The organism is Sulfitobacter sp. THAF37, assembly GCF_009363555.1.
Taxonomy (GTDB): Bacteria; Pseudomonadota; Alphaproteobacteria; order Rhodobacterales; family Rhodobacteraceae; genus Sulfitobacter.
The window spans coordinates 1,654,071-1,677,780 of record NZ_CP045372.1 but is presented as its reverse complement, the minus strand read 5'-3'; the positions used below and the strand labels follow the sequence as shown (position 1 = coordinate 1,677,780).

28 protein-coding genes are annotated in these 23,710 nt (G+C 64.2%); 19 read left to right on the top strand and 9 right to left on the bottom strand.

The features are described 5' to 3' along the window. Nucleotides 1-71: 71 nt before the first annotated feature. Nucleotides 72-782, bottom strand: coding sequence for a phosphonate metabolism transcriptional regulator PhnF (phnF, locus tag FIU94_RS08310; RefSeq protein ID WP_152465354.1), 711 nt, complete (start codon nucleotides 780-782; stop codon nucleotides 72-74). A gap of 107 nt (nucleotides 783-889) precedes the next feature. On the opposite strand from phnF, the gene phnG reads away from it, so the two are divergent. The 8 genes from phnG to phnN all read left to right on the top strand — a co-directional run bounded on the left by phnG (nucleotide 890) and on the right by phnN (nucleotide 6,509). Further along, nucleotides 890-1,345, top strand: a complete 456-nt coding sequence (gene phnG / locus FIU94_RS08305; protein WP_152465353.1) for a phosphonate C-P lyase system protein PhnG — start codon at nucleotides 890-892, stop codon at nucleotides 1,343-1,345. Further along, nucleotides 1,345-1,905: a phosphonate C-P lyase system protein PhnH gene (phnH, locus tag FIU94_RS08300; protein ID WP_152465352.1), complete on the top strand. Its 561-nt coding sequence runs from the start codon at nucleotides 1,345-1,347 to the stop codon at nucleotides 1,903-1,905. Before phnG ends, phnH begins: the two co-directional genes overlap by 1 nt. Then, nucleotides 1,905-2,969 (top strand): carbon-phosphorus lyase complex subunit PhnI, encoded by a 1,065-nt coding sequence (locus FIU94_RS08295; protein ID WP_152465351.1) that lies wholly within the window; start codon nucleotides 1,905-1,907, stop codon nucleotides 2,967-2,969. Before phnH ends, FIU94_RS08295 begins: the two co-directional genes overlap by 1 nt. Before the next feature lie 225 nt (nucleotides 2,970-3,194). After that, nucleotides 3,195-3,539 (top strand): endonuclease domain-containing protein, encoded by a 345-nt coding sequence (locus FIU94_RS08290; protein WP_302848716.1) that lies wholly within the window; start codon nucleotides 3,195-3,197, stop codon nucleotides 3,537-3,539. A gap of 70 nt (nucleotides 3,540-3,609) precedes the next feature. Continuing rightward, the gene (locus FIU94_RS08285) at nucleotides 3,610-4,485 is read left to right on the top strand and encodes an alpha-D-ribose 1-methylphosphonate 5-phosphate C-P-lyase PhnJ (RefSeq protein ID WP_152465350.1); all 876 of its coding nucleotides are present in this window, start codon (nucleotides 3,610-3,612) and stop codon (nucleotides 4,483-4,485) included. Then, nucleotides 4,482-5,252 (top strand): phosphonate C-P lyase system protein PhnK, encoded by a 771-nt coding sequence (gene phnK, locus FIU94_RS08280; RefSeq protein ID WP_152465349.1) that lies wholly within the window; start codon nucleotides 4,482-4,484, stop codon nucleotides 5,250-5,252. The genes FIU94_RS08285 and phnK overlap by 4 nt, the downstream gene beginning before the upstream one ends. A gap of 34 nt (nucleotides 5,253-5,286) precedes the next feature. Then, nucleotides 5,287-5,967, top strand: coding sequence for a phosphonate C-P lyase system protein PhnL (phnL, locus tag FIU94_RS08275; RefSeq protein WP_152465348.1), 681 nt, complete (start codon nucleotides 5,287-5,289; stop codon nucleotides 5,965-5,967). After that, the gene (gene phnN / locus FIU94_RS08270) at nucleotides 5,964-6,509 is read left to right on the top strand and encodes a phosphonate metabolism protein/1,5-bisphosphokinase (PRPP-forming) PhnN (protein ID WP_152465347.1); all 546 of its coding nucleotides are present in this window, start codon (nucleotides 5,964-5,966) and stop codon (nucleotides 6,507-6,509) included. The genes phnL and phnN overlap by 4 nt, the downstream gene beginning before the upstream one ends. On the opposite strand, the gene FIU94_RS08265 is transcribed toward phnN, so the two are convergent. After that, entirely contained in the window at nucleotides 6,491-7,159 is a 669-nt protein-coding gene (locus FIU94_RS08265) for a DUF1045 domain-containing protein (protein WP_368407144.1), read from the bottom strand. The genes phnN and FIU94_RS08265 overlap by 19 nt on opposite strands. A gap of 56 nt (nucleotides 7,160-7,215) precedes the next feature. Here FIU94_RS08265 and FIU94_RS08260 point away from each other — a divergent pair, with 56 nt between their 5' ends. The 7 genes from FIU94_RS08260 to FIU94_RS08235 all read left to right on the top strand — a co-directional run bounded on the left by FIU94_RS08260 (nucleotide 7,216) and on the right by FIU94_RS08235 (nucleotide 12,956). Beyond that, nucleotides 7,216-8,361 (top strand): alpha-D-ribose 1-methylphosphonate 5-triphosphate diphosphatase, encoded by a 1,146-nt coding sequence (locus FIU94_RS08260; RefSeq protein ID WP_152465345.1) that lies wholly within the window; start codon nucleotides 7,216-7,218, stop codon nucleotides 8,359-8,361. A gap of 363 nt (nucleotides 8,362-8,724) precedes the next feature. After that, a complete protein-coding gene (locus FIU94_RS08255) occupies nucleotides 8,725-9,744 on the top strand; it encodes a Fe(3+) ABC transporter substrate-binding protein (RefSeq protein WP_152465344.1) in 1,020 nt (339 codons plus the stop codon). A gap of 81 nt (nucleotides 9,745-9,825) precedes the next feature. Continuing rightward, complete coding sequence (locus tag FIU94_RS08250) at nucleotides 9,826-10,638, top strand: ChaN family lipoprotein (RefSeq protein WP_152465343.1); 813 nt, start codon at nucleotides 9,826-9,828, stop codon at nucleotides 10,636-10,638. Between the two features lie 10 nt (nucleotides 10,639-10,648). Beyond that, a complete protein-coding gene (locus FIU94_RS08245; protein WP_152465342.1) occupies nucleotides 10,649-10,960 on the top strand; it encodes an antibiotic biosynthesis monooxygenase in 312 nt (103 codons plus the stop codon). A gap of 248 nt (nucleotides 10,961-11,208) precedes the next feature. After that, on the top strand, nucleotides 11,209-11,403 hold the full coding sequence (locus FIU94_RS08240; RefSeq protein ID WP_152465341.1) for a hypothetical protein: 195 nt from the start codon (nucleotides 11,209-11,211) through the stop codon (nucleotides 11,401-11,403). A gap of 80 nt (nucleotides 11,404-11,483) precedes the next feature. Continuing rightward, a complete protein-coding gene (locus FIU94_RS20855; protein ID WP_172975871.1) occupies nucleotides 11,484-11,654 on the top strand; it encodes a hypothetical protein in 171 nt (56 codons plus the stop codon). A 39-nt stretch (nucleotides 11,655-11,693) separates the two neighbouring features. Continuing rightward, entirely contained in the window at nucleotides 11,694-12,956 is a 1,263-nt protein-coding gene (locus FIU94_RS08235) for a glycerate kinase (protein WP_152465340.1), read from the top strand. A 750-nt stretch (nucleotides 12,957-13,706) separates the two neighbouring features. On the opposite strand, the gene FIU94_RS08230 is transcribed toward FIU94_RS08235, so the two are convergent. From FIU94_RS08230 to FIU94_RS08220, 3 genes are read right to left on the bottom strand one after another with little or no spacing between them, the layout of a single operon-like run. Beyond that, nucleotides 13,707-14,180, bottom strand: a complete 474-nt coding sequence (locus FIU94_RS08230) for an aromatic-ring-hydroxylating dioxygenase subunit beta (protein WP_152465339.1) — start codon at nucleotides 14,178-14,180, stop codon at nucleotides 13,707-13,709. Then, nucleotides 14,177-15,517, bottom strand: coding sequence for an aromatic ring-hydroxylating dioxygenase subunit alpha (locus FIU94_RS08225; protein ID WP_152465338.1), 1,341 nt, complete (start codon nucleotides 15,515-15,517; stop codon nucleotides 14,177-14,179). Before FIU94_RS08225 ends, FIU94_RS08230 begins: the two co-directional genes overlap by 4 nt. A gap of 11 nt (nucleotides 15,518-15,528) precedes the next feature. After that, nucleotides 15,529-16,485 (bottom strand): PDR/VanB family oxidoreductase, encoded by a 957-nt coding sequence (locus tag FIU94_RS08220; protein ID WP_152465337.1) that lies wholly within the window; start codon nucleotides 16,483-16,485, stop codon nucleotides 15,529-15,531. A 136-nt stretch (nucleotides 16,486-16,621) separates the two neighbouring features. Here FIU94_RS08220 and FIU94_RS08215 point away from each other — a divergent pair, with 136 nt between their 5' ends. From FIU94_RS08215 to FIU94_RS08200, 4 genes are all read left to right on the top strand, one after another. After that, nucleotides 16,622-17,155 carry a MarR family winged helix-turn-helix transcriptional regulator gene (locus tag FIU94_RS08215; protein ID WP_152465336.1) on the top strand — a complete coding sequence of 178 codons (534 nt, stop codon included), beginning with the start codon at nucleotides 16,622-16,624 and terminating at the stop codon, nucleotides 17,153-17,155. An 80-nt stretch (nucleotides 17,156-17,235) separates the two neighbouring features. After that, nucleotides 17,236-18,255 carry a TRAP transporter substrate-binding protein gene (locus tag FIU94_RS08210; RefSeq protein WP_152465335.1) on the top strand — a complete coding sequence of 340 codons (1,020 nt, stop codon included), beginning with the start codon at nucleotides 17,236-17,238 and terminating at the stop codon, nucleotides 18,253-18,255. 55 nt (nucleotides 18,256-18,310) lie between these two features. Next, a complete protein-coding gene (locus FIU94_RS08205; RefSeq protein ID WP_152465334.1) occupies nucleotides 18,311-18,817 on the top strand; it encodes a TRAP transporter small permease in 507 nt (168 codons plus the stop codon). After that, a complete protein-coding gene (locus tag FIU94_RS08200; protein ID WP_152465333.1) occupies nucleotides 18,810-20,123 on the top strand; it encodes a TRAP transporter large permease in 1,314 nt (437 codons plus the stop codon). The genes FIU94_RS08205 and FIU94_RS08200 overlap by 8 nt, the downstream gene beginning before the upstream one ends. Before the next feature lie 146 nt (nucleotides 20,124-20,269). Here FIU94_RS08200 and FIU94_RS08195 read toward each other — a convergent pair whose 3' ends face one another. The 4 genes from FIU94_RS08195 to FIU94_RS08180 form a co-directional block, all read right to left on the bottom strand. Beyond that, nucleotides 20,270-21,367: a histidinol-phosphate transaminase gene (locus FIU94_RS08195; protein ID WP_152465332.1), complete on the bottom strand. Its 1,098-nt coding sequence runs from the start codon at nucleotides 21,365-21,367 to the stop codon at nucleotides 20,270-20,272. A gap of 13 nt (nucleotides 21,368-21,380) precedes the next feature. Beyond that, nucleotides 21,381-22,304 carry an aminotransferase class IV gene (locus FIU94_RS08190; protein ID WP_152465331.1) on the bottom strand — a complete coding sequence of 308 codons (924 nt, stop codon included), beginning with the start codon at nucleotides 22,302-22,304 and terminating at the stop codon, nucleotides 21,381-21,383. Between the two features lie 104 nt (nucleotides 22,305-22,408). After that, complete coding sequence (locus FIU94_RS08185) at nucleotides 22,409-23,383, bottom strand: DNA topoisomerase IB (RefSeq protein WP_152465330.1); 975 nt, start codon at nucleotides 23,381-23,383, stop codon at nucleotides 22,409-22,411. Next, nucleotides 23,380-23,595: a DUF2945 domain-containing protein gene (locus FIU94_RS08180; RefSeq protein WP_152465329.1), complete on the bottom strand. Its 216-nt coding sequence runs from the start codon at nucleotides 23,593-23,595 to the stop codon at nucleotides 23,380-23,382. The genes FIU94_RS08185 and FIU94_RS08180 overlap by 4 nt, the downstream gene beginning before the upstream one ends. Nucleotides 23,596-23,710: the final 115 nt, after the last annotated feature.

The window sequence follows — 23,710 nt, the reverse complement described above, 5'->3', positions numbered from 1 at the left end:
CCCATTGCCGCAGCAGCCGGGAAGGCCGCAGATCCGGTCGACCGAGGCAAGATCGTCGCCCCGCGCCGCCCCTATTCCCCCTCCAGCGTCAGGGTGATCCTGTCACCGGCAAACCAGGTACTGCCAAATTCCACAGGGATACCATCCGGGTCTACGTTGACCGATGAAGAGAACAACACCGGAGCACCCTCACGGATCTGCAGGTGCAGTGCCTGGGTGGCGCTGGCCAGCTTCGCCTTCAGCCGGGTGGACGCGCGGGTGTAATCGGCCACGCCCGAGCGGCGCAGCGCCTCGGTGACAGAGCCGACAGCGCCGAGGTGATCCGGCAGATCGGGCAGGCGCGCCGCCGGAAATACGCTGGTGAAAATCGCCACCGGCAGGTCATCGGCCAGCGAAAGCTCTTCGACGACATGCACCTCCGCCCCCTCATCCAGCGCCAGCAGGTTCCCTTCCGTCCGGGTCGCGGCGCGGGTCTGCATTGCGAGGATCCGCTTGGTCGGCACGCGACCCGCCGAGCTGAGGTTCTGGTGAAAGCGCACCCGCTTGCCAATGGGATAATCCGTGGGCACCTGGGTGACGAAAACCCCGGCCCCGCGCCGGGCATGGACCACCCCCTGTTCCGCCAGCGCCGCCAGCGCATGCCTGACCGTATGCCGGTTGACACCAAAGCGCGTGGCCAGCGCCGATTCCGTCGGCAGTTTGTCACCGGGTGCATAGTGCCGTTCAGCGATCTCTGCCGCCAATGTCGTGGCGATTGACCGCCAGATCGGGGTGCGTGCCATATGTCTGTCACCAAAGTTTCATGGTTTCGGGGGTTGCCTCAGGGCGGCGATTCCGCCAATATTTGTCTAGTTGTATAGTACCGTAGACAAATCCACAAGGTGTCTAGATGACCCAGACCCAGGACAAGACCGCAGATCGGCAAGGCTGGATTAGCCTCTTGGCGACATGCGATGCCGCCGATCTGGACGGGGTGTGGCAGGACCTCGACCCCGCGTTTGATCACCAGGTGCTGCGCGCCCCCGAGATTGGCAGCGTCATGGTGCGCGGGCGCGCAGGGGCTGTCGGCGCCGCCTTCAATCTGGGCGAAATCACCGTGACCCGCTGCTCCGTCCGCCTGTCGACCGGGGAGGACGGCCATGCCTACGTCCAGGGCCGCGACCGGACCAAAGCGTTGCGGGCCGCGCTGCTGGACGCCGCGATGCAGACCGCCGCCGCGGCTGGTATCCGCGAAAAGGTGCTTGGGCCCCTGTCCGAGAAAGCCCGGCAGCGCAGGGCAACCCGCGCCGCCAAGGCCGCCGCGACGAAGGTCGATTTCTTTACCATGGCAAGAGGAGAGGACTGATGCAGTCACAGGCTCTGACAGGCGGTTTCGCCGACGCACCAACCGACTCTGCGATTGCCTTCCGCGAGATCATGCAGGTCATGGCCCGGCCCGGCCGGATCGCCCGGATCGGCGGCGCCACGCCGCCTGCCCCCCTCTCCATCGCCGCCGGAACACTGGTGCTTACCTTGTGCGATCCGGACACGCCGGTCTATCTTGCGCCGGGGCACGATACCCCCCCGATCCGCGACTGGATCACCTTCCATACCGGCGCCCCCTTCACCGATCAGGCGCATGCGGCCTTTGCCTTGGGCGACTGGGGCGCACTCTCGGGTCAGGCGTTCTCCGTCGGCACGCCCGAGTACCCGGACCGTTCCACCACGCTGATTGTCGAAATGCCGGAACTGACATCCGAGGGACCTACCCTGCGGGGGCCTGGCATCCGTGACACCGCGCAGTTGTCCCTGCCGGAGCTGGACCGGTTCCGGGAGAATGCCGCCCTGTTCCCGCTGGGCAACGACTTTTTCTTCACAGCCGGCAGGCATGTCGCCGCCCTGCCGCGCAGCACGAGGGTGTCCTGATGTACGTTGCCGTCAAGGGAGGCGAACGCGCCATCGACAACGCCCATGCCTGGCTCGCGGAGGAACGCCGGGGCGACGGGCAGGTCGCCGAACTATCGGTCGCGCAAATCCGCGAACAGCTGAAGCTGGCCGTAAACCGCGTGATGGCCGAAGGATCCCTATTCGACCCCGACCTCGCGGCGCTGGCGATCAAACAGTCACGCGGCGACCTGATCGAGGCTATTTTCCTGATACGCGCCTACCGGACGACCCTTCCGCGTTTCGGCGCCTCGCAGGCCATTGCCACCGGCGGCATGCACTGCGACCGCAGAGTCTCCGCCACCTTCAAGGACGCGCCCGGGGGGCAGTTGCTGGGCCCGACCTTCGACTACACACACCGCCTCCTCGATTTCAGCCTCGCCGCAGACGGCACCCCGCCCCCCGCACCAGAGGCGCGCGCTGGCGCCCCCTCGGTACCCCACATCATGGAATTCCTGGAAAGGGAGGACCTGGTCAAACCGGAACCGGAGAACCCGACAGGGCCCGCCGACCTGACCCGCACGCCGCTGGAATTTCCCGCGGCACGCCCCTTGCGCCTGCAGTCACTGGCCCGGGGCGACGAGGGTTTCATCCTCGGCATGGCGTATTCGACCCAGCGCGGCTACGCACGCAACCATGCCTTTGTCGCGGAACTGCGGATCGGGACGGTATCTGTCGAAATGGAAATTCCCGAACTGGGTTTCACCGTCGAAATCGCCGAGATCGAAATCACGGAATGCGAAACAGTGAACCAGTTCAAAGGCTCGAAGACCGAACCACCCCAGTTTACCCGTGGGTACGGGCTGGTCTTCGGAATGTCGGAACGCAAGGCGATCTCAATGGCCTTGGTCGACCGAGCGTTGCGTTGGAAAGAGTTGGATGAGGACAACACGGGCGCACCCGCGCAGGATGAAGAGTTCGTGCTGAGCCATGCGGACAATATCCAGGCGACGGGTTTCCTTGAGCACATAAAACTGCCGCATTACGTCGATTTCCAGTCGGAACTGGAACTGATCCGCAAATTGCGGAACGAGGCGACCGAATGATCTGCCGGGAGCCCCCCTCACCCCCAACCCCCTCTCCCCGAGGGGAGAGGGGACTACGCGTCGTTCTACGGACACCGCTGCGAGAACCGATATCGCCCACGCCGCTGCGCGCATATCCCCTCTCCCCTCGGGGAGAGGGGCCGGGGGTGAGGGGACGTATCGCCAGAGACGACCTCTCGCCCGATCTTAACCCGTGGTTTACCTCGTGGTTGCCATGGTGGAGGCATGATCCGCCCGCATCCACATATCCGCAAAGCGCGCGCGCAGCGGCGGTGGATGACGCGATCGGAAGATCTGCTGTGGCAGGCGCTGCGCAATCGGCAGGTGGCCGGGCTCAAATTTCGGCGAAAGTCACCCGCCGCCTCCTTCGTTGTCGATTTCCTCTGTCCTGCGGCGCGTCTTGTGGTCGAGGTGACGGGCCCGGCCCAGCACCGCAAACTTCTGGAGCAGCGGGATGCGGCGCTGCTGGCCCACGGCTACGGTGTGATCAGGCTGGCGCGGGAACGGATCGAAACCGACCTGCCCGGCGTGCTGTCGGAGATCGGATCGGTCGGTTGCCGTCGGCTCTGAAACCCCATTTCACCTCTCGATCATCCGGCAATGCCAGCTCATTCCACACCACAGAGGAGCCGCGAGTCTCATGACCGACGCCGCGTACAACTTCGCCTATCTTGACGAGCAGACCAAGCGGATGGTCCGCCGCGCCCTTCTCAAGGGGCTGGCGATCCCGGGATACCAGGTGCCTTTTGCCAGCCGCGAGATGCCGATGCCCTACGGCTGGGGGACGGGCGGCGTGCAGGTTACGGCAGCGGTGTTGGTCCCGGGCGACACGCTCAAGGTCATCGACCAGGGCGCCGATGACACCACCAACGCCGTTTCGATCCGCCGCTTCTTCGAAAAAACTGCCGGCGTTGCCGTGACCGAGCAGACAACTCAGGCCAGCGTGATCCAGACGCGTCACCGGATCCCTGAGGCCCCTCTGCGCGAGGATCAGGTTCTGGTCTATCAGGTGCCGATCCCCGAACCCTTGCGGTTTCTCGAACCGTCCGAGATCGAGACCCGCAAGATGCACAGCCTTGAGGAATACGGTCTGATGCATGTCAAGCTTTACGAGGACATCAGCCAGCACGGCGCCATTGCGACGTCCTACGCTTACCCAGTCCGCGTCGAGAACCGCTATGTGATGGACCCTTCGCCGATCCCCAAGTTCGACAATCCAAAGCTGACCATGGAAGCGATCCAGCTCTTCGGAGCGGGGCGGGAACAGCGGATCTATGCGCTGCCGCCGCACACGCGGGTGACGAGCCTCGATTTCGAGGACTACCCTTTCGAAGCAAGCAAGGCGGATCATGCCTGCGATCTGTGCGGGGCATCGGACAGCTATCTCGACGAGTTGATCGTGGATGACGCGGGGGGGCGACTTTTCATGTGCTCCGATACCGACTACTGCGCCTCGCGGCGCGCGGCGGGCCACCTTGGCACCAAGGCAACCCCGGTGGCGGAGGATGCGGCATGACCCCGCTTCTGCAGGTCGAGAACCTTTCGAAATTCTACGGCCGCCGGATCGGCTGCCGGGACGTATCCTTTGATCTCTACCCGGGCGAGGTCATGGGCATCGTCGGCGAAAGCGGGTCGGGCAAGTCCACGCTTTTGAACTGTCTGGCGGGCCACCAGCCGCCCGATAGCGGCGCGGTGCGCTTTGAGACCCGCGCCGAAGGGCTGCGCGATACCGTGACGATGAACGAGCCGGAGCGCCGGATGCTGGGACGCACCGACTGGGCCTTTGTCCATCAGCACGCCCACGACGGGCTGCGCATGAATGTCAGCGCGGGCGGCAACGTGGGCGAGCGCCTGATGGCAGTTGGCGCGCGGCATTACGGCGACATCCGGCACACCGCAATTGACTGGCTGGGCCGGGTGGAAATTGCGGAGGATCGGGTCGACGATCGGCCCAGCGCCTTTTCGGGCGGCATGCGGCAGCGGCTTCAGATCGCCCGCAATCTCGTCACCGGGCCGCGGCTGGTGTTCATGGACGAGCCGACCGGGGGGCTCGATGTGAGCGTACAGGCCCGCCTGCTGGACCTGTTGCGCGGGCTGGTACGCGAGATGGGGCTGAGCGCGATCATCGTCACCCACGATCTGGCGGTGGTGCGCCTTCTGGCTGACCGATTGATGGTCATGAAGGACGGTCACGTGGTCGAAACCGGCCTGACCGACCAGGTGCTGGACGACCCGCAGCATGGATATACGCAACTGCTGGTTTCTTCGGTCCTGCAGGTATGACCGGCGAACACAACCCAAGGAACAGGCTGATCCCATGATCCATGTCGAAAACCTTTGCAAATCCTTTGTACTGCACAACCAGGGCGGCACCGTCATCCCGGTGATGGAGAACGCGGCACTATCGGTCGCTGTCGGCGAATGCGTCGGGCTGATCGGGGCGTCGGGGGCGGGAAAATCCACCCTGATGCGCATGCTCTACGGCAATTATCTGGCGGCTTCGGGCAGTATTCGGATCGGCGGCATCGACGTCGCCCGGGCAGCGCCGCGCGAGATCCTGGATCTGCGTCGCGATACGCTGGGCTACGTCAGCCAGTTCCTGCGGGTCGTGCCGCGGGTGCCCACGATCGACGTGGTTGCGGAGCCGCTTTTGCGCACCGGACATGACGCGCAGACAGCACGCGGCCGGGCGTGCGATCTGCTGAACCGGCTGAATATCCCCGAAAGGCTCTGGTCGCTCAGCCCCACGACATTTTCGGGGGGGGAACAGCAGCGCGTGAACATCGCCCGCGGCTTTGCCTATGCGTATCCGGCCTTGCTGCTTGATGAACCGACGGCGAGCCTGGATGCCGCGAACCGCGAAACCGTTCTGACCCTGATCGACGAAGCAAAGGCGCGCGGGGCGGCGATCGTGGGCATCTTTCACGACGAGGCGGCGCGCGACAGGGTCTGTGACCGCGTGGTGGACGTGACCCGTTTCACCCCGGGCCTGTCATGACGGGAGGTCGGTTTATCGCGGTGGTCGGGCCGTCCGGCGTCGGCAAGGATTCGGTGATGGCCGGGATGCTGGCGCGCGACCCCGCGCTGGTGGTCGCGCGGCGGATCATCACCCGGCCCGCCGACGCGGTCGGGGAAGATTTTGACGCGGTCGACGCCGTCGAGTTCGAGCGGCGACAGGCGCGCGGCGACTTCGTGCTGCACTGGCAGGCGCATGGTCTGCGGTATGGCATCCCCGCCGATGTATCCGCACAGATGGCAGAGGGCCGCGACATTCTGGCCAATCTGTCCCGGTCGGTCCTGGCGGAGGCGAAGACCCGGTTCGCCCGGCTTTGCGTTCTGTCGCTGACCGCCGCCCCCGAGGTGCTTGAGCGACGCCTGCGGGCCCGGGAACGCGAGACCGACGCCCAGATCGAGGGGCGGTTGGCGCGGGCGGATTTCGCGATACCCCCCGGCATCGACGCGGTACAGATCGACAACTCCGGCAGCCTGGATGACACTGTGACCCGCGCGCTGGCTGCGCTCTACCCGGTGAGGGCATAGTGTTGGAGCGTCTCGAACATGCCGTCCCGCCGTTCCCCGACAAGGCTCAGACCGTCCAGCACGAAGGGCCGCGGCAGGCTGTCGGCAAAATGGGCTGCGACGCGGGGGCGCAGGGCATCGGGCTGGTCCAGCCGACCGGTCAAGGTCATGTGAAACCGAAAGAGATCCAGCACATGGGGATACCCCCAGTCGCGCAGGTTGCGGTCCTGCTCCGGCGTGAGAGGGCGCGCGCGGCGGCGCGCCAGCTCCTCCGCCCCCGCCGGGGCGCGAAACCCGTCCAGTTGCATGACCGCCTCTCCGGCCATGTCGTTCAACGCCTCCTGGTCGCCCAGTGGCGTGAGGGCGAGGAACCGGCCCAGCGCGCTGACCTGAAGACCGTCCAGCACCACCGGCGCGACTTGTCCGGAAAACCGCGCCAGGGCCTGGGACAGACCCGCCACATCGGTGCCCGCCGCAAGGGCGAAGGGCGGTTTGATCGTGGCATGGAAGCCATATTTGCGTGGAGTCTCCGTCAAGTCGGCCAGATCCAGGCCCGGCACCTCGGGGTGGGCTACAGGCTGACCGGATGCGATGTCCCAGCCCAACCAGGCGGCGCCCCTGTCGGCCAGCGCGCCCTGCGGTGTGAAATAGACCGCATACCGTTTGAACATCACCCCATCCTTTCAACTCGTACGGGCAAGCCGTGCCATTCAGATGTGACGTTGCTATGACACAAGAGACCGTTTTGACAAACGCCCGGATCGTCCTGCCGACGGAGGTGGTGCGCGGCACGCTGGTAACAAGGGACGGGCGCATCGCGGATATCGCGCACGGAGCAAGCGCGGTGCCCGGTGCCACGGATTGCGCGGGCGATTACCTCTGCCCCGGTCTGATCGAGCTGCACACCGACAACCTCGAACGCCACATGGCCCCCCGCCCCAAGGTGGACTGGCCCCATCGCACCGCGATCCTGGCCCATGACCGGGAACTGGCGGGCACCGGGATCACCACGGTGTTCGATGCGATCAGGGTCGGTTCGATCATTTCCGACAGCAATCGCCGCTACGGTAAATACGCCCGCCAGATGGCAGACGAGATCCTCGAAATGCGGGAGGCCGGAGTGCTGAAGATCAGTCACCATATCCACCTGCGGGCCGAGATCTGTTCCGAAACGCTGGTGGAGGAAATGGCCGAGTTCGGACCGGCGGACAAGATCGGGATCGTATCGCTGATGGATCATACGCCGGGCCAGCGGCAGTTTCGGGATCTGGACAAATTCAGGGACTACGTCTGTGGCAAACATGGCATGTCCGCCGAAGGCTTCGACGACTACCGCGATTTCCTTTACGGGCTGCAGGCCCGGCTCGGCGACACCCATGAAGCCGCCGCTGTCGCCGCTGCCCGGCGATACGGGGCGACGCTGGCCAGCCACGACGACACCACCGCAGCGCAGGTGGACAAAAGCCATGCGCAGGGCGTGAGCATCGCGGAATTCCCCACCACGGTAGAAGCGGCGGATGCCTGCCACAGGCAGGGGATTGCCACGATCATGGGCGCGCCCAATCTGGTCAGGGGCGGGTCGCATTCGGGCAATGTGGCGGCGCGGGAACTGGCGGAGGGCGACCGGCTGGACATCCTGTCGTCCGATTATGTGCCTGCGGCCCTGTTGCAGGGTGCGCTGATCCTGAACGAGATATGGGGCGATCTGCCGCGCGCACTGGCCACGATCACCGCCAATCCGGCGCAGCATGTCGGGCTGGAGGATCGCGGCGCTTTGAGCATCGGAAAACGTGCCGATCTGCTGAGGTTCGCGACGCTGGGGCATCATCCGGTGGTCAAATCCGTCTGGGTCCAGGGTGTGCGGGCGTCGTGATGTCGGGTGCCGCCGCGACCGGCGCCTGCGGTGGGTATCGAGACAACGGGCCGCCGGACCGGTCGAGCCCGATTTCCTGAAATCGACACCCCTCCAAGAAGACATGTCAAAAATGACATGTCTTCTTTTGTAGCCTAGGGTCACGCGGACGAGACACAGGTGCAAACAGGCCGAACCGGGGGGGGTTTACCCACCCCACCAGGTCCTCAGGGGCCGGCCCGGACGCCGCAACGGCCGCTTACTGTTCCACTTCGAAGCTCCGGCAGGCGAGATATTTCCGACTATTTCAATAGGCATTATTGCATTCCGCGGTGATTCTGATAACTGATCAAAAAAGTAGGGATTAAAAGGCTGGAGATTTCGATGCCCAAGAACGTACGTTTCACCCCCATCGCCCTGAGCGCGTTTCTCGTCGCTGGCAGCGCCGCCGCAGAGGGTGAGGTAAACCTCTATTCCTCGCGCCACTACGACACGGACGAACGGCTCTATTCCGATTTCACCGAGCAGACCGGCATCACCATCAACCGGATCGAAGGCAACGCGGACGAGCTGATCGCGAGGATGCAGGCAGAGGGCGCGAATTCGCCCGCCGACATCCTGCTGACGGTCGATACCTCGCGCCTGCAGCGGGCCAAGGATGCCGGCGTGCTGCAATCCATCGACAGCGACGTCCTGGAAGAGCGCATTCCATCCAACCTGCAGGACAGCGACAACCAGTGGTTCGGCTTTTCCCAGCGGGCGCGGATCATTTTCTACGACAAGGACGAGGTCAGCGAACCGCCGATGGACTACCTGTCGCTGGCTGACCCCAAGTACAAGGGCATGGTCTGCCACCGGTCGTCCACCAACGTCTACGGCCAGACCCTGCTTTCCGCCATAATCGAGAACCACGGCGAAGAAGCGGCGCGTGAATGGGCCGCCGGCATGGTCGAAAATTTCGCCCGCGACCCCGAAGGCGGCGACACCGATCAGTTGCGCGCGCTCGTCTCCGGCGAATGTGATATCTCGGTCGCCAACAGCTACTACTTTGCCCGCGCCCTGCGCACGGATGTGGACGGGCTGTCCAATGAGATCGACCAAATCGGCTGGATATTCCCCGCACAGGACGCCGAAGGCGCGCATATGAACCTGTCGGGCGGCGGCGTGGCCGCGAATGCGCCCAACCGCGACAACGCCATCGCCTTTCTCGAATACCTCGCCTCCGACCAGGCGCAGCAGTATTTCTCGGCCGGGAACGACGAATATCCGGCAGTCCCGGGCGTCGCACTCAGCGAGAGCGTCGGCAAGCTGGGCGACTTCAAGGCCGACGATGTCGACCTGAGCGCGGTGGCAACAAACCTGCCCACCGCCCAGAAGATTTTCAACGAAGTCGGCTGGAAGTAACATCACTGCCATTGAACCGGGACTGCCCGCGCTTTCGCGGGCAGTCTTTTCGTATCAGTCAGAGACGACCGAGGGCCGGACATGCGCATCATTTCCGCACTGCTTGCGAGCTTTCTGCCCCTTGCCGGCATCGCCCTGGCCGACGGATCAGCCGATGACGTCGCGCGGATGCGCGCTGCCGATATCGTCATTCTCGGAGAGGTCCATGACAACCCGGACCATCACGCCGGACAGGCCCGGCTGATCGAAGCGATTTCACCGGTCGCCGTCGTGTTCGAAATGCTGTCGCCGGAACAGGCCGCAGAGGTCAACGCCGACGGGCGGGACGATCTGGACGCGCTGGGTCATCGGATCGGCTGGGCCGAGGCGGGCTGGCCCGACTTTTTACTTTACCACCCGGTCTTTGCCGCTCTGGGCCAGACGCCCGTGGTGGGGGCCGCCCTGCCACGCGACCGGGTCCGTGCCGCCTTCGAGGACGGCGCCGCAGCCGTGTTCGGCCCGGACGCCCCGCGCTTTGGTCTGGACCAGCCCCTGGCAAAGTCGCAACAGGATGCCCGCAACGCGCTGCAATTCGCCGCCCATTGCGCGGCAATGCCCATGGCGCTGATGGCGGGAATGGTCGAAGCGCAGCGGCTGCGTGACGCGCAGTTCTCCGCCGCAGCATTACAGGCGCTGGCCACGCACGGCGCGCCAGTGGTGGTGATCGTCGGAAACGGCCACGCGCGGAAGGACTGGGGGATGCCCGCCATGATCGCGCGGGCCGCACCGACAACCGCTGTGCACGTCGTTGGTTTCACCGAACGGCCTGCACCCGCCGACGATCCGCGCTTTGACACGACGATCGTCACCGCCCCTGCGACGCGACCCGATCCATGCGCCGCATTCACCGACTGAAGGACCAGCCATGTATATCGCCATGAACCGCTTTACCGTGCCGTTGGAAAACGCCGAGGCTTTCGAGGCGCTCTGGCTGGGACGCGACAGCCACCTCAAGGAGACGGAGGGCTTTGTCGAGTTCCACATGCTGCGCGGGCCTGAGAATGACGGCAAAGTGCTTTTTGCCTCGCACACCGTCTGGGCCTCTGAAGGCGCCTTTCAGGACTGGACCCGCAGCGCGGCGTTTCACGCCGCGCACAAGGGCGCGGGCGGCCCCGCAAAGCTGCACGAAGGCACGCCAACCTTCGAAGGGTTCACAGCGATCCAGCATATCTCCTGAACTGACTTCCCGCCTTTTTCACGCGGCATTGTTCTCTCCCGCAACGCGTATGCGCAGAATGGCACCGGGAACATTTGCGGAGCGGGGGGCATGCTGTCGGCGCTCATCGAAGGTGTGGCTGGTTTGCGCCATATTTGCCGAAACTGAATTCTGGGAAGATCGCGGTTTTCGGGATCGGATCGCAGCGCCAGGAAGTCAGGGTCTTTGCCAGCCTGCTGGCATAAGGCGCGGTGATCAGGGATACACAAGTGCTCTTCGCCGGTCCGGAAGAGGCGGAATCCATAAAACCGTTCTCCTATACCTACCTTGCCCGGCGCGAAGCCGCGGTATTTGGCAGGATGGACGGCCATGCGCTGGCCGAAGTCATGAATACCCCCGAGGATATCGAGGGCTGCGACCCCGATCCGCGCAGGCGCAGCTGGACGGTATTCGTCGGCTGGTGATGACGGCAGGGTCCGACAACTTCCGCCAGAGTTCTGTCCAGGGTGTGATTCGCCGTATCCTCGCAGAGGGGGTAAGGGTGGTGATCTTCGAACCCGCCTGCGACGAGGAAACATTTCTAGGTTGTGCGGTGATACGCGATCTGGAAAGCTTCAAACGGCTGAGCGACGTCATCGTTGCGAACCGCGCCTCGGACGACCTGTCGGACGTGGGCGACAAAGTCTTTACCCGGGACATTTTCGGCCTGAGCTGACACGCGCAGGCCCCCTGTTCCGCAGTTGAACGAGGGATCATGGCCGAGAACCACCGCGCCTTCCTGTCCGGATTGTTCGATGCGGCCGTCGCCGCCGCCGATCCGCTGAACGCCCTGGGCAGCAACCTGCCCGGCGCGCCGCGGGGCCGTACCGTCGTGGTCGGCGCGGGCAAGGGCGCGGCCCAACTGGCACAGGCACTGGAAGGACTGTGGGACGGCCCTCTCGAAGGGGTGGTCGTGACGCGCTACGGCTATGGCGCGCCCTGTCGGTCGATCAGGGTCATGGAGGCGGCCCATCCCGTCCCCGACGCCGCTGGCCTCGCCGCAGCCGCCGCGCTGAAAGCCGCCGTGAGCGGCCTGGGGCCCGACGATCTGGTGATCGCCCTGATCTGCGGCGGGGGCTCCGCGCTCTTGCCCGATCCGCCGCCGGGCCTGACCCTGGCCGACCTCCAGGCGCTCAACACCGCCCTGCTGTCCTCCGGCGCGCCGATCTCGGTGATGAACGCGGTGCGCAAAAGGTTCAGCGGGATCAATGGCGGGCGGCTGGCCGCGCTGGCGGGGGAGGCGCGGATCTGCAATCTGATCGTGTCGGACGTACCGGGCGATGCGCCGGGTGAGGTCGCCTCCGGCCCTACCGTGCCGGGACGCGCCAGCGCAGCAGACGTGCGGGCCCTGATCGAAGCGCGCGGCCTGAGCCTGCCGCAGGCCTGCGCCGATCATTTGCGCGAACAAGGCGAAGACCCGGCAGCGCCGACAGGCAATATCGAAACGCGTATCATCGCCTCCGCCGCCCTGTCGCTGGAGGCCGCCGCCCGCAAGGCGCGCGAGGCCGGTGTCACACCCTGGGTCCTGTCGGATCGAATCGAGGGCGAGGCGCAGGAGGTGGCGCTGGTCCATGCGGCGCTCGCCCGCCAAGCGGCCTCGGCAGGTACGCCCTATCCCGCCCCTCTCGTATTGCTCTCCGGCGGAGAGACCACCGTGACCCTGCGCCACCGCGGCAAGGGCGGGCGCAACAGCGCCTTTCAGCTGTCGCTTGCACTGGCGCTGGAGGGAGAGCCCTGGTTCCACGCACTCGCCGCGGATACCGACGGCATTGACGGCTCCGAAGATAACGCCGGCGCCTGGGTGGACGGCTCCTCCGTGCCCCGAATGCGGGCGGCGGGTCTGGATCCGCTGGGCCAGTTGCAGCGCAACGATTCCTACGTCGCGTTCCGGGCGGTGAATGATCTATTCATGACCGGCCCGACGGGGACGAACGTGAACGATTTCAGGGCGATCCTCATTACCGGGGCGGCCCGTTAAAGTGGCCGGCGGAGCAGTCCAGGAAGCTGATCCAAAGACAAGCTGCCGTCAGAGGTCCGCGCCCGGACGCCCCGGACCAGGCCCCTCAATCCAATGCAAAACGACAAATGAAGACATGTCATTTTTGACATGTCTTCATTTGTCTGAAGGGCTAGCAGTATTCGAAACCGCGAAAGACTGGCACCCAGGCAACCACATCTTCAAGTAGTGGAAACGATCCGCACCGCTTTGCCCCCATGGCCTTCGGCGGGGGCAGTGCATGATTGGCAGGCGCGATGATAGGCAAAGTCGGGGTCGCCCGCGCAAGGTCTGGGGAAAGATGCAAGGCGACATCGAGGCGCCGGCAAAAGTGGTGACAACGCCGGGCGGCTCGGCCTCTACCGTTTTCGACGCCCGCATCGCCAAGGTCGCGCGGCAAGTCGAGAAGACAAACAGGGCAAAAAGATGCGGCAATGCGTCGAGCCGGAACTCCGCCAGGACTGCCAGATGCGCCGGGCCGGCCGCGGTGATCTGTCGGCAAACGGCCTGCTGGCGATCTCTGTACCGGCCGTGCCGGCGGCACGGCTGGGGGCTCTGCCCCCGACGCGGCAAGCCGCATCTCCCCCGGTATATTTGAAGAACAATGAAGCGGACAATAACGCCTCACGTCATCTTCATTGTTCCGGAAATACACGGGGTTTGGGGCGAAGCCCCAAGATCGTTCAGATCGAATGCGGCGCAGCCGCACCTTTGGAAAGATCCGATCCCCGATCAGGGCAGCAACTGAATGTTACGGAAGGCTGCGTCGCAATTGACGATATCCACCCGCTTGTTCGCGATCCTGAGCGTCCCGTCGACCAGCGCAAGATCGTGTTTCGCGGTCATCGCCAGCAATTGCTGTTCATCCAGCCGCGTTTCGACGTAATGCATGAAGGTGGTTGTGACGAAGCTGTCGCCGTTCATTTCGTCCACGAACGGGCGCTGGATCACATGGTGGCAGCGGCTTTTGGGTTTCTGGCTGAAGGTGCGCGTGCCGTTCAGCCGCTCCACCCTCAGTTTCAGCATGAAAAGGTCCTCGTACATCAGGGACGTAACGTGCAGCGGATCGGTCTGCTGATAGTCCAGCGGCATCCAGTAGTGTCCATCGGGCAGCCAGAGGTCCAGCCATTCGGTGTAGCGGCCCTCGTCCAGCATTCTTGCCTCGTCATAGATGAAGTCGATCAGTTGGTCCCTGGTCACGCTCATTCTGCGGCCTCCCGCGCGGGGACGTTGCGGGTCATGAACTTGACCCAGGCGTCGAACTGGTTGCGCATCTGGCGTTCCGTGGTGCCGTTCTCCACCGCCTCTTCGGAAAAATCCTCTTCGCCCGTGCGCAGGCGCTGAATGTTCACCCATTCCAGGCCGTCGGCTTCGAGCCCTTCCTGCGCGCGTTCGTACATCTCCAGGTCGTCATGGCCGACGATGGACGTTGGCGCGTTGATCATGCGGTTGTACATGGCCGTGCGCGCGGTCAGCTCTTCCGGCGCATCAACAAGGCGGTAGATGTAACTTTCCACCAACGTCCTGTTGGCCGCCAGCGGGATGAAGATGCGCAGCTGCTGGATCGGACCCTTGATCATGATGTTTGGAAAATAGACCGTGTTATGGCGATTCTCGTCCAGGATCGCCTTGGCTCTTTCCGCGCCATAGCTTTCCACCATCGCTTCGAAATAGCCGGGGATCTGGGAATAATTCGAGTGAATCGAATGGTTCACGCCGGTATGCCCATGCCCGTTGGGCCAGGTTCGGATGCCCATGTTTTCGAAGAATTCATAAGGGCTCATGAAAGGCGCGATGATTTCCATCGCCGGGGGTTTGGGCGCGTCTTCGGGCAGGTCCAGCTCTTCGTAGAGTTTCACCGCCGTTCCGGCGGAGGATTCATGCGCCACCATCGGGTGGCAGGTGTCGGTCTGGTTCTCCACCAGCATCTTCCAGTTGCAATGATGCATGTAGCGCAGCGGCGGCCCTGCGACCTCAAGCCGTCCGGCGGGGGAGCGGTCCACCATGTTGTCGAGCGACGACAGGCTGTCGCCAAAGAAATCTTCGAATGAAATGCCTTCTTCGGCCAGACGGGCAAAGATGAAACCCCGGTAGTTGCGCACGTCACCCACGGCTTTCATGCCCTTGGCCCCTTCAGTCTGGTCGAGGCCGGTATCGGCGTAGCCCTTCTTCAGCGGGATGGCGAGCAGACAACCGTCTGTCTTGAAAGACCAGGCGTGGTAGGGACAGCGAAAGAACTTGCCGGTATTGCCCTGCCGGTCGATCACGATCTTGGTCCCCTTGTGCGGACACCTGTTGTAGAGAACGTGGATGTCGCCCGTCGAATGGCGCACCTGGATCACCGGCTGGTCGCCGATGGAGGTCGCAAAGTAATCGCCCTTTTGCGGCGTCTGGCTTTCGTGGCCGACAAAGACCCAGGCATTGGCAAAAACGTGCTTCATCTCCAGCCGGAACACGTCAGGGTCGATATAGACATCGCGGTGAACCTGGTGGCCTTCGACCAGTGCAGCCGCGGCTGCGGGATCTCCTGCGTATTTGCCCATGGTGTCCTCCCTTATATGTCCAGCACCAGGCGGGGCGACTTTGCCCGGCTGACACAGATTTGCATGACCTTGCCGCTGGCGCGTTCCTCCGCCGACAGGACCACGTCGCGGTGATCCGGTTCGCCGCTGATCACGTCGCATTGGCAGATGCCGCAGTCGCCGCGCTGGCAATCGTAGATCACGTCGATGCCCGCGGCCTCCAGCGCCTCGATGATGCTTTGGTCTGCCGCCACGGTATGGACCTCCCCGGTCGATGCGATCTCCACCTCAAAGGGCGTGTCGCCGACCTGGGGGGCGGCGTTCTCGAACAGTTCGAAATGGATGCGATCGTTTGACATGCCCGCTGCCTCTGCCTTGGCGCGGGCGGCATCAATCATGCCGCGCGGACCGCAGACATATAGATGCGCCTCGGCGTCCACCGATGCGATCACAGCGTCGAGGTCGAGCGTGGTATCGGGATCATCGTCGCAATGAACCCGCAGGGCTTCGCCATGCTGATCTTCAAGCACATCGACATATGCCATCATGCCGCGCGAGCGTCCGGCATAGTGAAACGCGTAGGCCCTGCCCCGGTCGGCCAGCGCCGTCGCCATGGAGATCATCGGCGTGACTCCGATGCCACCGGCCAGCAGAACCGACCCGGCGTTTCCGTCGTCAAGAGGGAAGTCATTCCTGGGTGGGGCCAGCGTTACGGTATTGCCCGCAGCAAGCCCATGCATATGACGGGACCCCCCTTGCCCGTCGTCCTCGCGCTGGACGGTGATGACATAGCTCTCCGGCGCTTGCGTGGGCGGCGTGAAGTCCACTAGCGAATAGGCGCGTGTTTCACCGTCGGCCACAGTCACCCTGACATGGGCGCCGGGGGCGTACCCCGGCAGCCGCGCGCCGTCTGCAGCCGCAATGCGGAAACTGCTGATGCGATCGGTCAGCGGGGTGACATCCACGATTTTGCCGGTGATGGTGTCCATCGGTGTTCCTCCAACGCAATTAGCATGAAAAATCATATATTACCCGTCAACCCCTTTCTCCGGGCAAAGGGGTTGGCTACATTGCCACAGCACGACCGCCGCCCGCGCCGCGCGGCCCAGAAAAGGACGCGCAGAGATGCAGACATCGCCAGAGCAGACGCTGACCCAGTCTCACCCCGGATTCGTTTCCGACTACCTGCTGTATCTGCTGGCGGCGGCCAGCGATGCGGCCAGCGCGCAGTTTCATGCCAAGGTGCGCGCCGCAGGTCTTCGGGTGCCGGAGTGGCGGGTGCTGGCCTGCCTGCTGGACGACGATGGCGCGATGATCACCAAACTGGCCGGTATCGCGCTGGCGGAACAGTCGCGGCTGACCCGGATCATCCTGCAGATGGAGACGCGGGGCCTTGTCGCGCGGCGCGGCGATGCCGCCGACAAGCGCCGTGTACGGGTCTACCTGACGGACGCGGGACGCGCGCTGGCACGCGATCTGGTGGCCGAAGCGCGCGTGCACGAGGCGGCTCTGATCCAATCCCTGTCGGGCGGGGACGGTGCGCGGCTCAAGCCGGCCCTGCGGTCGCTTCTGGAGGTGCTGGCGCAGGACAACCCCGGCGACAGTGCATCCGGACGCGCCAAGAAAACGGGTTCACAAGCCATGAAAAATATGGATTAATGAAAACGCATATAAATTTCTTGGCGCGGATTCCGAGGATCGGACGCCCGCCACGAATGAAGAAAACAAGGGAGTGAACAATGGGAAAGTTTTCGAAATTCCTGACCGGAACGGCGCTGGCCTTTGGCATGGCGACGGCGGCCCAGTCGGCCGAGACCATCACGATCTCAAGCTGGCTGCCGCCGAGCCACCCGATCAACACCGGGATGCTGGAGGGGCTCATCGACATGATGGAGGCCGCGACGGACGGTGAAGTGACCGGCGAGATCAAGATGGGCCTCGCCCCGCCGCCTGCGCAGATGGATCTCGTCATGGACGGGGCTGCGGACATGACGATCATTTTCCACGGCTACCAACCCGGTCGTTTCATCGGATCGAAGCTGATCGAGGTGCCCGGCTACGAGGGCGATGCCGAGGCGGCATCGGTCGCCTACTGGCGTGTGCAGGAGGAATATCTGAATGCGCTGGATGAGCATCGCGGCACCAAGCTGGTGGCGTTGACCACCCACGGGCCGGGTCAGATCCACTCCAACAAGGAGGTCCAGACGCTGGCCGATCTGGAAGGCCTGAAGACCCGCCTCGGCGGCGGTGTTTCGGCCGACGTCGGCGCGGAGCTGGGCCTGGTCGGCATCCAGGTGCCTGCGCCGAAGGTCTACGAGACGCTCGATTCGGGCGCGGCCGACGCCGTGGCGATGAACATGGGCGAAAGAATCAGCTTCAAACTGAACGAGGTGGCCAAGAACGTCTACGAGATGCCCGGCGGGTTCTATCGTGGGTCGTTTGCCGTGATCATGAGCCAGGACAAGTTCGACAGCCTGCCCGAAAACCTGCAAACCGCGCTGGACGAGCAGGTCTTCGGTGAAACGGCCAGCCGCATGATGGGCAAGGTCTGGGACGAAAGCGACGCCAAGGCGCGCGGTGAAACCGAGGCGGCGGCGGACAACACCATCGTGACCGCGAGCGAAGAGGACCAGGCCGCCTTTGCCGAGATGGCCGCGCGGGTGCGGGAGAAAATCCTGGGCGAGCTCGACGCTGCCGGTGTCGATGCGCAGGCCGCCTATGACATGATCGTTGCAGAGATGGCCAAAGAGACCGAGTAACCGGTTCGGGCAGGGACCCCCCCTGCCCGCCCCTTCCTTCCCCTCCAGAGGTTCCATGCAACAGGTGATCAAAATCGCCCGCCTCGGCGCGGCCCTGCCCATGGCAGTGGCATCGGTCGCATTGTTCGGGCTGATGGTGCTGACGTTCTGCGACGTGGTGCTGCGGTCTGCCCTGAACGCGCCGATCGAGGCCGCGACGGAGCTGACTCGTATCGCCATCGCAATCGTCGTTTTTTCCGCCCTGCCGGTGCTGTCGGGCCGTGAGGGGCATATCTCTGTCGATCTGATCGACGGGCTTTTCGACAGGCTGAACCTCGCGCGGCTGCGCGACGGTTTTGTCAACCTGGCCTGCGGCGTGATGCTGTACTGGCCCGCGCAACGCGTGGTCGTGCTGGCGGAACGGGGGCGCAGCTACGGCGACGTGACCGAATACCTGTCGATCCCGACCTTCTACGTCGAATATTTCATCGCCATCATGACCTTTCTGACAGCCCTGGTGCTGGTCCTGCGCGGGCTGCTGCACTGGTTCGCCCCCGGCACGCTGGAGCCTCCACATGATTGAATCCTCTATCGGGTTCCTTGCCGTTTTCGTGCTGGTGCTGTGCCGCATTCCCATCGCCTTCGCCATGGGCGCGGTGGGCATGATCGGCTTTGCCTATCAGACGAATTTCACCGCCTCGATCTCGATGGTGTCGCGGTTGCTGATCGACACCAGCCAGGACTACGGGCTGTCGGTGGTGCCGCTTTTCATCCTGATGGGGCTGTTCGTGAACAAGGGCGGCATCAGCCGCGAACTTTACGCCGTGTCCAATGCGTTTCTCGGGCATTTCCGGGGCGGGCTGGCCATGGCGACCATCGTGGCCTGTGGCGGTTTCGCCGCGATCTGCGGCTCGTCGCTGGCGACCGCCGCGACCATGTCAAAGGTCGCCATGCCGGAGATGCGCAAGTTCGGCTACGCGGACAGTCTGTCGACCGCCTCCATCGCGGCGGGGGGCACGCTGGGCATCCTGATACCGCCCTCGGTCATCCTGGTGATCTATGGCCTTCTGACAGAAACCTCCATCGGGCAGCTTTTCATCGCGGGCATCGTACCGGGCACCCTTGGCATTCTTCTGTACCTCGCTGCGGTGCGGTTCACCGTGGCGCGCACCCCCGACGCGGGGCCCGCCGGACCGCGGGCGAACTGGCAGGACCGCGCCGCTGCTCTGCGCGGGGTCTGGGCGGTTCTGCTGCTGTTCGGGCTTGTCATCGGCGGGCTTTACGGCGCGCTGGACTTCTGGCCGATCTACCTGGCCTTTTCCCCGACCGAAGCGGCCGGCATGGGGGCGGCAGGGGCGTTCCTGATCGCGCTGGCGCGCGGGGGGCTGAACTGGAGCGGATTGCGCGAGGTCCTGACCGAGACGACACTGACCACCGCCAGCCTGTTCGCGGTGCTGATCGGGGCGTGGATCTTTTCCAACTTCGTCAATATCGCGGGCCTGCCCGAGGGATTGCGTGCCGCCGTCAGCGCCTATGACGTGCCGCCCTGGGTGGTGATGGCGATGATCATCGCGATCTACATCGTGCTGGGCTGCCTGTTCGAATCTCTGTCCATGCTTTTGCTGACGGTGCCGATCTTCTTTCCGCTGGTCACGGGCCTGGGATTTGACCCGGTGTGGTTCGGCATCATCGTCGTGGTGGTGACGGAGATCAGCCTGATCACCCCACCTGTGGGGCTGAACGTCTTTGTCCTGAAAGGTGTGGTGGGCGATGTGTCCACTGGTACGATCTTTCGCGGTGTGACCCCGTTCTGGATGGTCGATATCCTGCGGCTGATCCTGCTGCTGGCCTTTCCTGCACTGGTGCTGTTCCTGCCCTCGCAAATGTGACGGCGGTCGGCCCCGCAAAGGCCGCCGCTGGTCGAACTGCCGCCCCAAGGCTGAAGCGGGACGGCCTGCGCCCGGAGGATCGGCGGCAGCGCCCCTTGCGCGCGGCGTGCCGAGTATTTCTGGCATAAAGAAGCGGGGGGTGCCGGTTAGCCCAGCCGTCCCATGAAGCTTTGGGCGCTGCGCAGCAGAAGGTCGTTCTGATCAGGCGTGCCAAGCGAGAACCGAAGCCAGTCTTCCAGCCCCGCCTCGCGGGTGCGGCTTACGATGATCCCGGCGTCTTCGAAGAAATGCACCACCAGCGCCTCTGCGGCCTCCGCGCCCCGGCCATCGACACGGACCAGCAGGAAGTTGGTGCCCGAAGGCAGCGCGGCGATGCCGATGCCGGCCAGTGCCGCGGCGACGCGGTCGCGCTCTGACACGATCTCGGCCACACGCGCCTTGACCACCTCCATATCAGCCAATGCGGCGGTCGCTGCAGCCTGGGCAAGGCGGTTGACGCTGCCCATGCCCCGCGCGGCGTAGAGGCTGGGCATCATGGCCAGGGGGGCATGCGCCCAGCCGCAGCGCAGCCCCGCCAGACCGTAGGCCTTGGAAAACGTCCGGGTTACGATGACATTCTTCCGATTGTCCGCCAGCGCATGTACGTCGGCGCAGTGATCAAGACCGGTGAATTCGCCGTAGGCGAGGTCCAGCACCACCACCACATGGGGCGGCATCCCCTCGACCAGGCGCGCCAGTTCGGACAGGGGAAGCACCGTGCCGGTGGGGTTGTTGGGGTTGGCCAGAAAGACCAGCCGCGTCTGCGCCGTGACCGCGCCGAGCAGCGCGTCCACATTGGTGGTAAAGTCGGTTTCGGGTGCTTTGACCAGCGTCGCCCCCTGCCGGGCCGCGACCATCTGGAACTGGATATAGCCATAGGCCGAAATCAGCACCTCGTCCCCCGGTCGCACGAAATTGCGCGCGATCACGTCCAGCAGCTCTTCGGAGCCGTTGCCGCAGATGATCCGGTCGGCGTCAAGCCCGTTGGCCTGTGCCAGCCTGTCGCGCAGCCCGTCGCAAAGCGGCGTCCCATAAGAGGCGACCTGCGCCGTGGCTTGGGCGATTGCGGCGGCGACCTTCGGGCTGGGTCCATAGGGCAGTTCATTGAAGCCGAGGTTCACCAGCGGCAGTCCCTTGGGCTGCGGTGCCGAAATGCGCCCGCGCAGGTTCAGTGGTTCGAGGTAGGACCTGGGCGTAGCGGTCATGCCGTCCGCCACCTCAAGCCGCTCCGTTCACATGTTGCTTGATGAGGTCCTTGTACATCCCCTGTATCGTGCGGGTCACGGGTCGCTCTCCGTTCCCGATCGTCTTGCCGTCGATGGAGGCTACCGGCGTTTGCGCGCCAAAGGTGCCGGTCAGGAAAGCCTCGTCCGCGCCATAGGCTTCGTAGAGCGAGAAGTTCTTTTCATGAACGGGAATGCCATTGTCGATGCACAGGTCGATGACCTTTTGCCGGGTCACGCCGTTCATGCAGTAGTCCCCGGTGGAGGTCCAGACCTCGCCCCGGCGCACGATGAAGAAGTTGCAGGCATTGGTCGTGTTCACGAAACCATGCGGGTCCAGCATCAGCGCCTCGTCGGCACCTGCGGCTTCGGCCTGCAGACAGGCGATGATGCAGTTCAGCTTGGAATGGCTGTTCAGCTTCGGGTCCTGTGTATGCGGCAGGCCGCGCACCTGCGGTACCGAAGCCAGACGGATGCCCGCCGATTGCAGGCGGTCCACGGGTCTGGAATGCTCCATGATGATCACCAGCGTCGGGCCGGAGGTGCTGAGCCCCGGATGCTGGAACGGCTTGTCCTTGATCCCGCGGGTCAGCATGAGGCGGCAGTGCACGTCATCGGTCATGCCGTTCGCCTCTGCCGTGCGGCGCAGAGCCTCGGCGATGCCTGCCTTGTCCATCCCGACCTCCAGGTCGATGGCTTTGCAGGAGTTGAAGAAACGGTCCATGTGGTCGTCAAAAAACGCCCATGTCCCCTGGTAGAGCCGCATCCCTTCCCAGATGCCATCGCCCAGCATGAAGCCCGCATCATAGACCGACACCTTGGCCTCGTCCCGGTGCACGATATCGCCGTTCACGTAGATGCGGATATCGCGGTTGCGGCTGTCCTCGTCCGCCTCATGTGTGGTCTGGGCCATCGCCATCTCCCCTGTCGTCGTCTTTGCAGTGTTAACAGGTTTGCGGCCCTGCACCAGATACCAGGCAGATGTGTCTGCAAACACCGGGGGAGCGGGGGATGAAGGGCCGTTCAGCCGTTTTCGAGAAACCGCAGCAGCCTGCCTTCGGCGGCATACAGATCGCGTTTGTCCAGACCCTCGATCTCCAACGGATCTCCCTTTGCCAGCGCAATCACCTCGGGGTGGATGTAGCTGTTGCGCGCGATTGTGGGCGTGTTGCTGAGCGTATCTGCGGCAGCCTCCGACATGGCCTTGATCGTCGCCCCGCCCTTTTCCGCGATCTTGAAGGCGCTCAGGGTGCCGGCCCAGGTGCGGAATGTCTTGGCGGTCATACCTTCCTCGCCCGTGATGTCGGCGATATAGGCGTTCAGATCGGCGGAGCCGACGGAATGGGCCTGGCCTTCCTTGTCCGTCCAGCTCAGCAGCTCCTTGCCCGGCAAGTCCCCGATCCGGTCGAGGATGCGGGCGAGTTTGCGATCGGTCATGGTCCGGCGGACTTTCTTGCCGCCTTTGGCCCGGTAGCGCAGGCGCAGTTCGTCACCGTCAAGTTCGACGTGCCGGTTGCGCAGGGTCAATGCCCCGTAGGATCCGTTTTCCGACGTATATGCCGGGTCGCCCACGCGCATCGCGGTCCGGTCGATCAGGGTTACGGCACAGGCCAGGGCAAAAATGTGCTCGCCCTCCTGTTCCTCCAGGTCGCGCGCCACGCGGCGGCGCAGTCTGGGCAGGGCGTGCCCAAAACGAGCCAGCCCCGCGAATTTGGTTAATGACTGCGCTTCGGTCCAGTCGGGGTGGTAGCGGTATTGCTTTCGCTTGCGCGCATCCCGACCGGTCGCCTGAAGGTGGCCGTTGGCCAGGGTGCACATCCAGACATCTTCGTAGGCGGGCGGAACGGCCAGCGCCTCAAGCCTGCGGCGTTCGGCCCCACGCGCAATGGTTGTGCCATCTGGCGCGATATAGGTAAAGCCGCGCCCCCGCCGCCGCCGCGAGATGCCCGGCTGGTCGTCGCTGACATAGATAAGCCGCTTGCCCGTCACGGCATTCATTTCCTGCGGACTTCGGAGCAGAGCTTGAGCACTTCGTCGCCGTCTTCCTGTTCGATGAACAGGGCCGGATCGTCGTCCGATCCGTCGCGGGTGACGTCGTTGCCCTTGATCTTGCGGGTGATTTTCTGCGTGTAGGTCTTTTGTACCTTGCCGTGGGCGGTGCCGTTGCCCCAATCCCATTCGACTTCGGTGCCTTCCCTGATCTGTGCCATGTGCCCAAGCTCCTCACCAGCGTTCAGATGGCAAACGCCGGATTTGCGAACCCGGTTCCCAGAGTTCACGAGAATGACGCACCCAAGGGCCATACCCCGCAGACAGTCGCGAAAA

Bases quoted from the DNA above. Each gene is read 5' to 3' on its own strand.
- phnF (WP_152465354.1), bottom strand. From the start codon at position 782: ATGGCACGCACCCCGATCTGGCGGTCAATCGCCACGACATTGGCGGCA.
- phnG (WP_152465353.1), top strand. From the start codon at position 890: ATGACCCAGACCCAGGACAAGACCGCAGATCGGCAAGGCTGGATTAGC.
- phnH (WP_152465352.1), top strand. From the start codon at position 1,345: ATGCAGTCACAGGCTCTGACAGGCGGTTTCGCCGACGCACCAACCGAC.
- FIU94_RS08295 (WP_152465351.1), top strand. From the start codon at position 1,905: ATGTACGTTGCCGTCAAGGGAGGCGAACGCGCCATCGACAACGCCCAT.
- FIU94_RS08290 (WP_302848716.1), top strand. From the start codon at position 3,195: ATGATCCGCCCGCATCCACATATCCGCAAAGCGCGCGCGCAGCGGCGG.
- FIU94_RS08285 (WP_152465350.1), top strand. From the start codon at position 3,610: ATGACCGACGCCGCGTACAACTTCGCCTATCTTGACGAGCAGACCAAG.
- phnK (WP_152465349.1), top strand. From the start codon at position 4,482: ATGACCCCGCTTCTGCAGGTCGAGAACCTTTCGAAATTCTACGGCCGC.
- phnL (WP_152465348.1), top strand. From the start codon at position 5,287: ATGATCCATGTCGAAAACCTTTGCAAATCCTTTGTACTGCACAACCAG.
- phnN (WP_152465347.1), top strand. From the start codon at position 5,964: ATGACGGGAGGTCGGTTTATCGCGGTGGTCGGGCCGTCCGGCGTCGGC.
- FIU94_RS08265 (WP_368407144.1), bottom strand. From the start codon at position 7,159: ATGTTCAAACGGTATGCGGTCTATTTCACACCGCAGGGCGCGCTGGCC.
- FIU94_RS08260 (WP_152465345.1), top strand. From the start codon at position 7,216: ATGACACAAGAGACCGTTTTGACAAACGCCCGGATCGTCCTGCCGACG.
- FIU94_RS08255 (WP_152465344.1), top strand. From the start codon at position 8,725: ATGCCCAAGAACGTACGTTTCACCCCCATCGCCCTGAGCGCGTTTCTC.
- FIU94_RS08250 (WP_152465343.1), top strand. From the start codon at position 9,826: ATGCGCATCATTTCCGCACTGCTTGCGAGCTTTCTGCCCCTTGCCGGC.
- FIU94_RS08245 (WP_152465342.1), top strand. From the start codon at position 10,649: ATGTATATCGCCATGAACCGCTTTACCGTGCCGTTGGAAAACGCCGAG.
- FIU94_RS08235 (WP_152465340.1), top strand. From the start codon at position 11,694: ATGGCCGAGAACCACCGCGCCTTCCTGTCCGGATTGTTCGATGCGGCC.
- FIU94_RS08230 (WP_152465339.1), bottom strand. From the start codon at position 14,180: ATGAGCGTGACCAGGGACCAACTGATCGACTTCATCTATGACGAGGCA.
- FIU94_RS08225 (WP_152465338.1), bottom strand. From the start codon at position 15,517: ATGGGCAAATACGCAGGAGATCCCGCAGCCGCGGCTGCACTGGTCGAA.
- FIU94_RS08220 (WP_152465337.1), bottom strand. From the start codon at position 16,485: ATGGACACCATCACCGGCAAAATCGTGGATGTCACCCCGCTGACCGAT.
- FIU94_RS08215 (WP_152465336.1), top strand. From the start codon at position 16,622: ATGCAGACATCGCCAGAGCAGACGCTGACCCAGTCTCACCCCGGATTC.
- FIU94_RS08210 (WP_152465335.1), top strand. From the start codon at position 17,236: ATGGGAAAGTTTTCGAAATTCCTGACCGGAACGGCGCTGGCCTTTGGC.
- FIU94_RS08205 (WP_152465334.1), top strand. From the start codon at position 18,311: ATGCAACAGGTGATCAAAATCGCCCGCCTCGGCGCGGCCCTGCCCATG.
- FIU94_RS08200 (WP_152465333.1), top strand. From the start codon at position 18,810: ATGATTGAATCCTCTATCGGGTTCCTTGCCGTTTTCGTGCTGGTGCTG.
- FIU94_RS08195 (WP_152465332.1), bottom strand. From the start codon at position 21,367: ATGACCGCTACGCCCAGGTCCTACCTCGAACCACTGAACCTGCGCGGG.
- FIU94_RS08190 (WP_152465331.1), bottom strand. From the start codon at position 22,304: ATGGCGATGGCCCAGACCACACATGAGGCGGACGAGGACAGCCGCAAC.
- FIU94_RS08185 (WP_152465330.1), bottom strand. From the start codon at position 23,383: ATGAATGCCGTGACGGGCAAGCGGCTTATCTATGTCAGCGACGACCAG.
- FIU94_RS08180 (WP_152465329.1), bottom strand. From the start codon at position 23,595: ATGGCACAGATCAGGGAAGGCACCGAAGTCGAATGGGATTGGGGCAAC.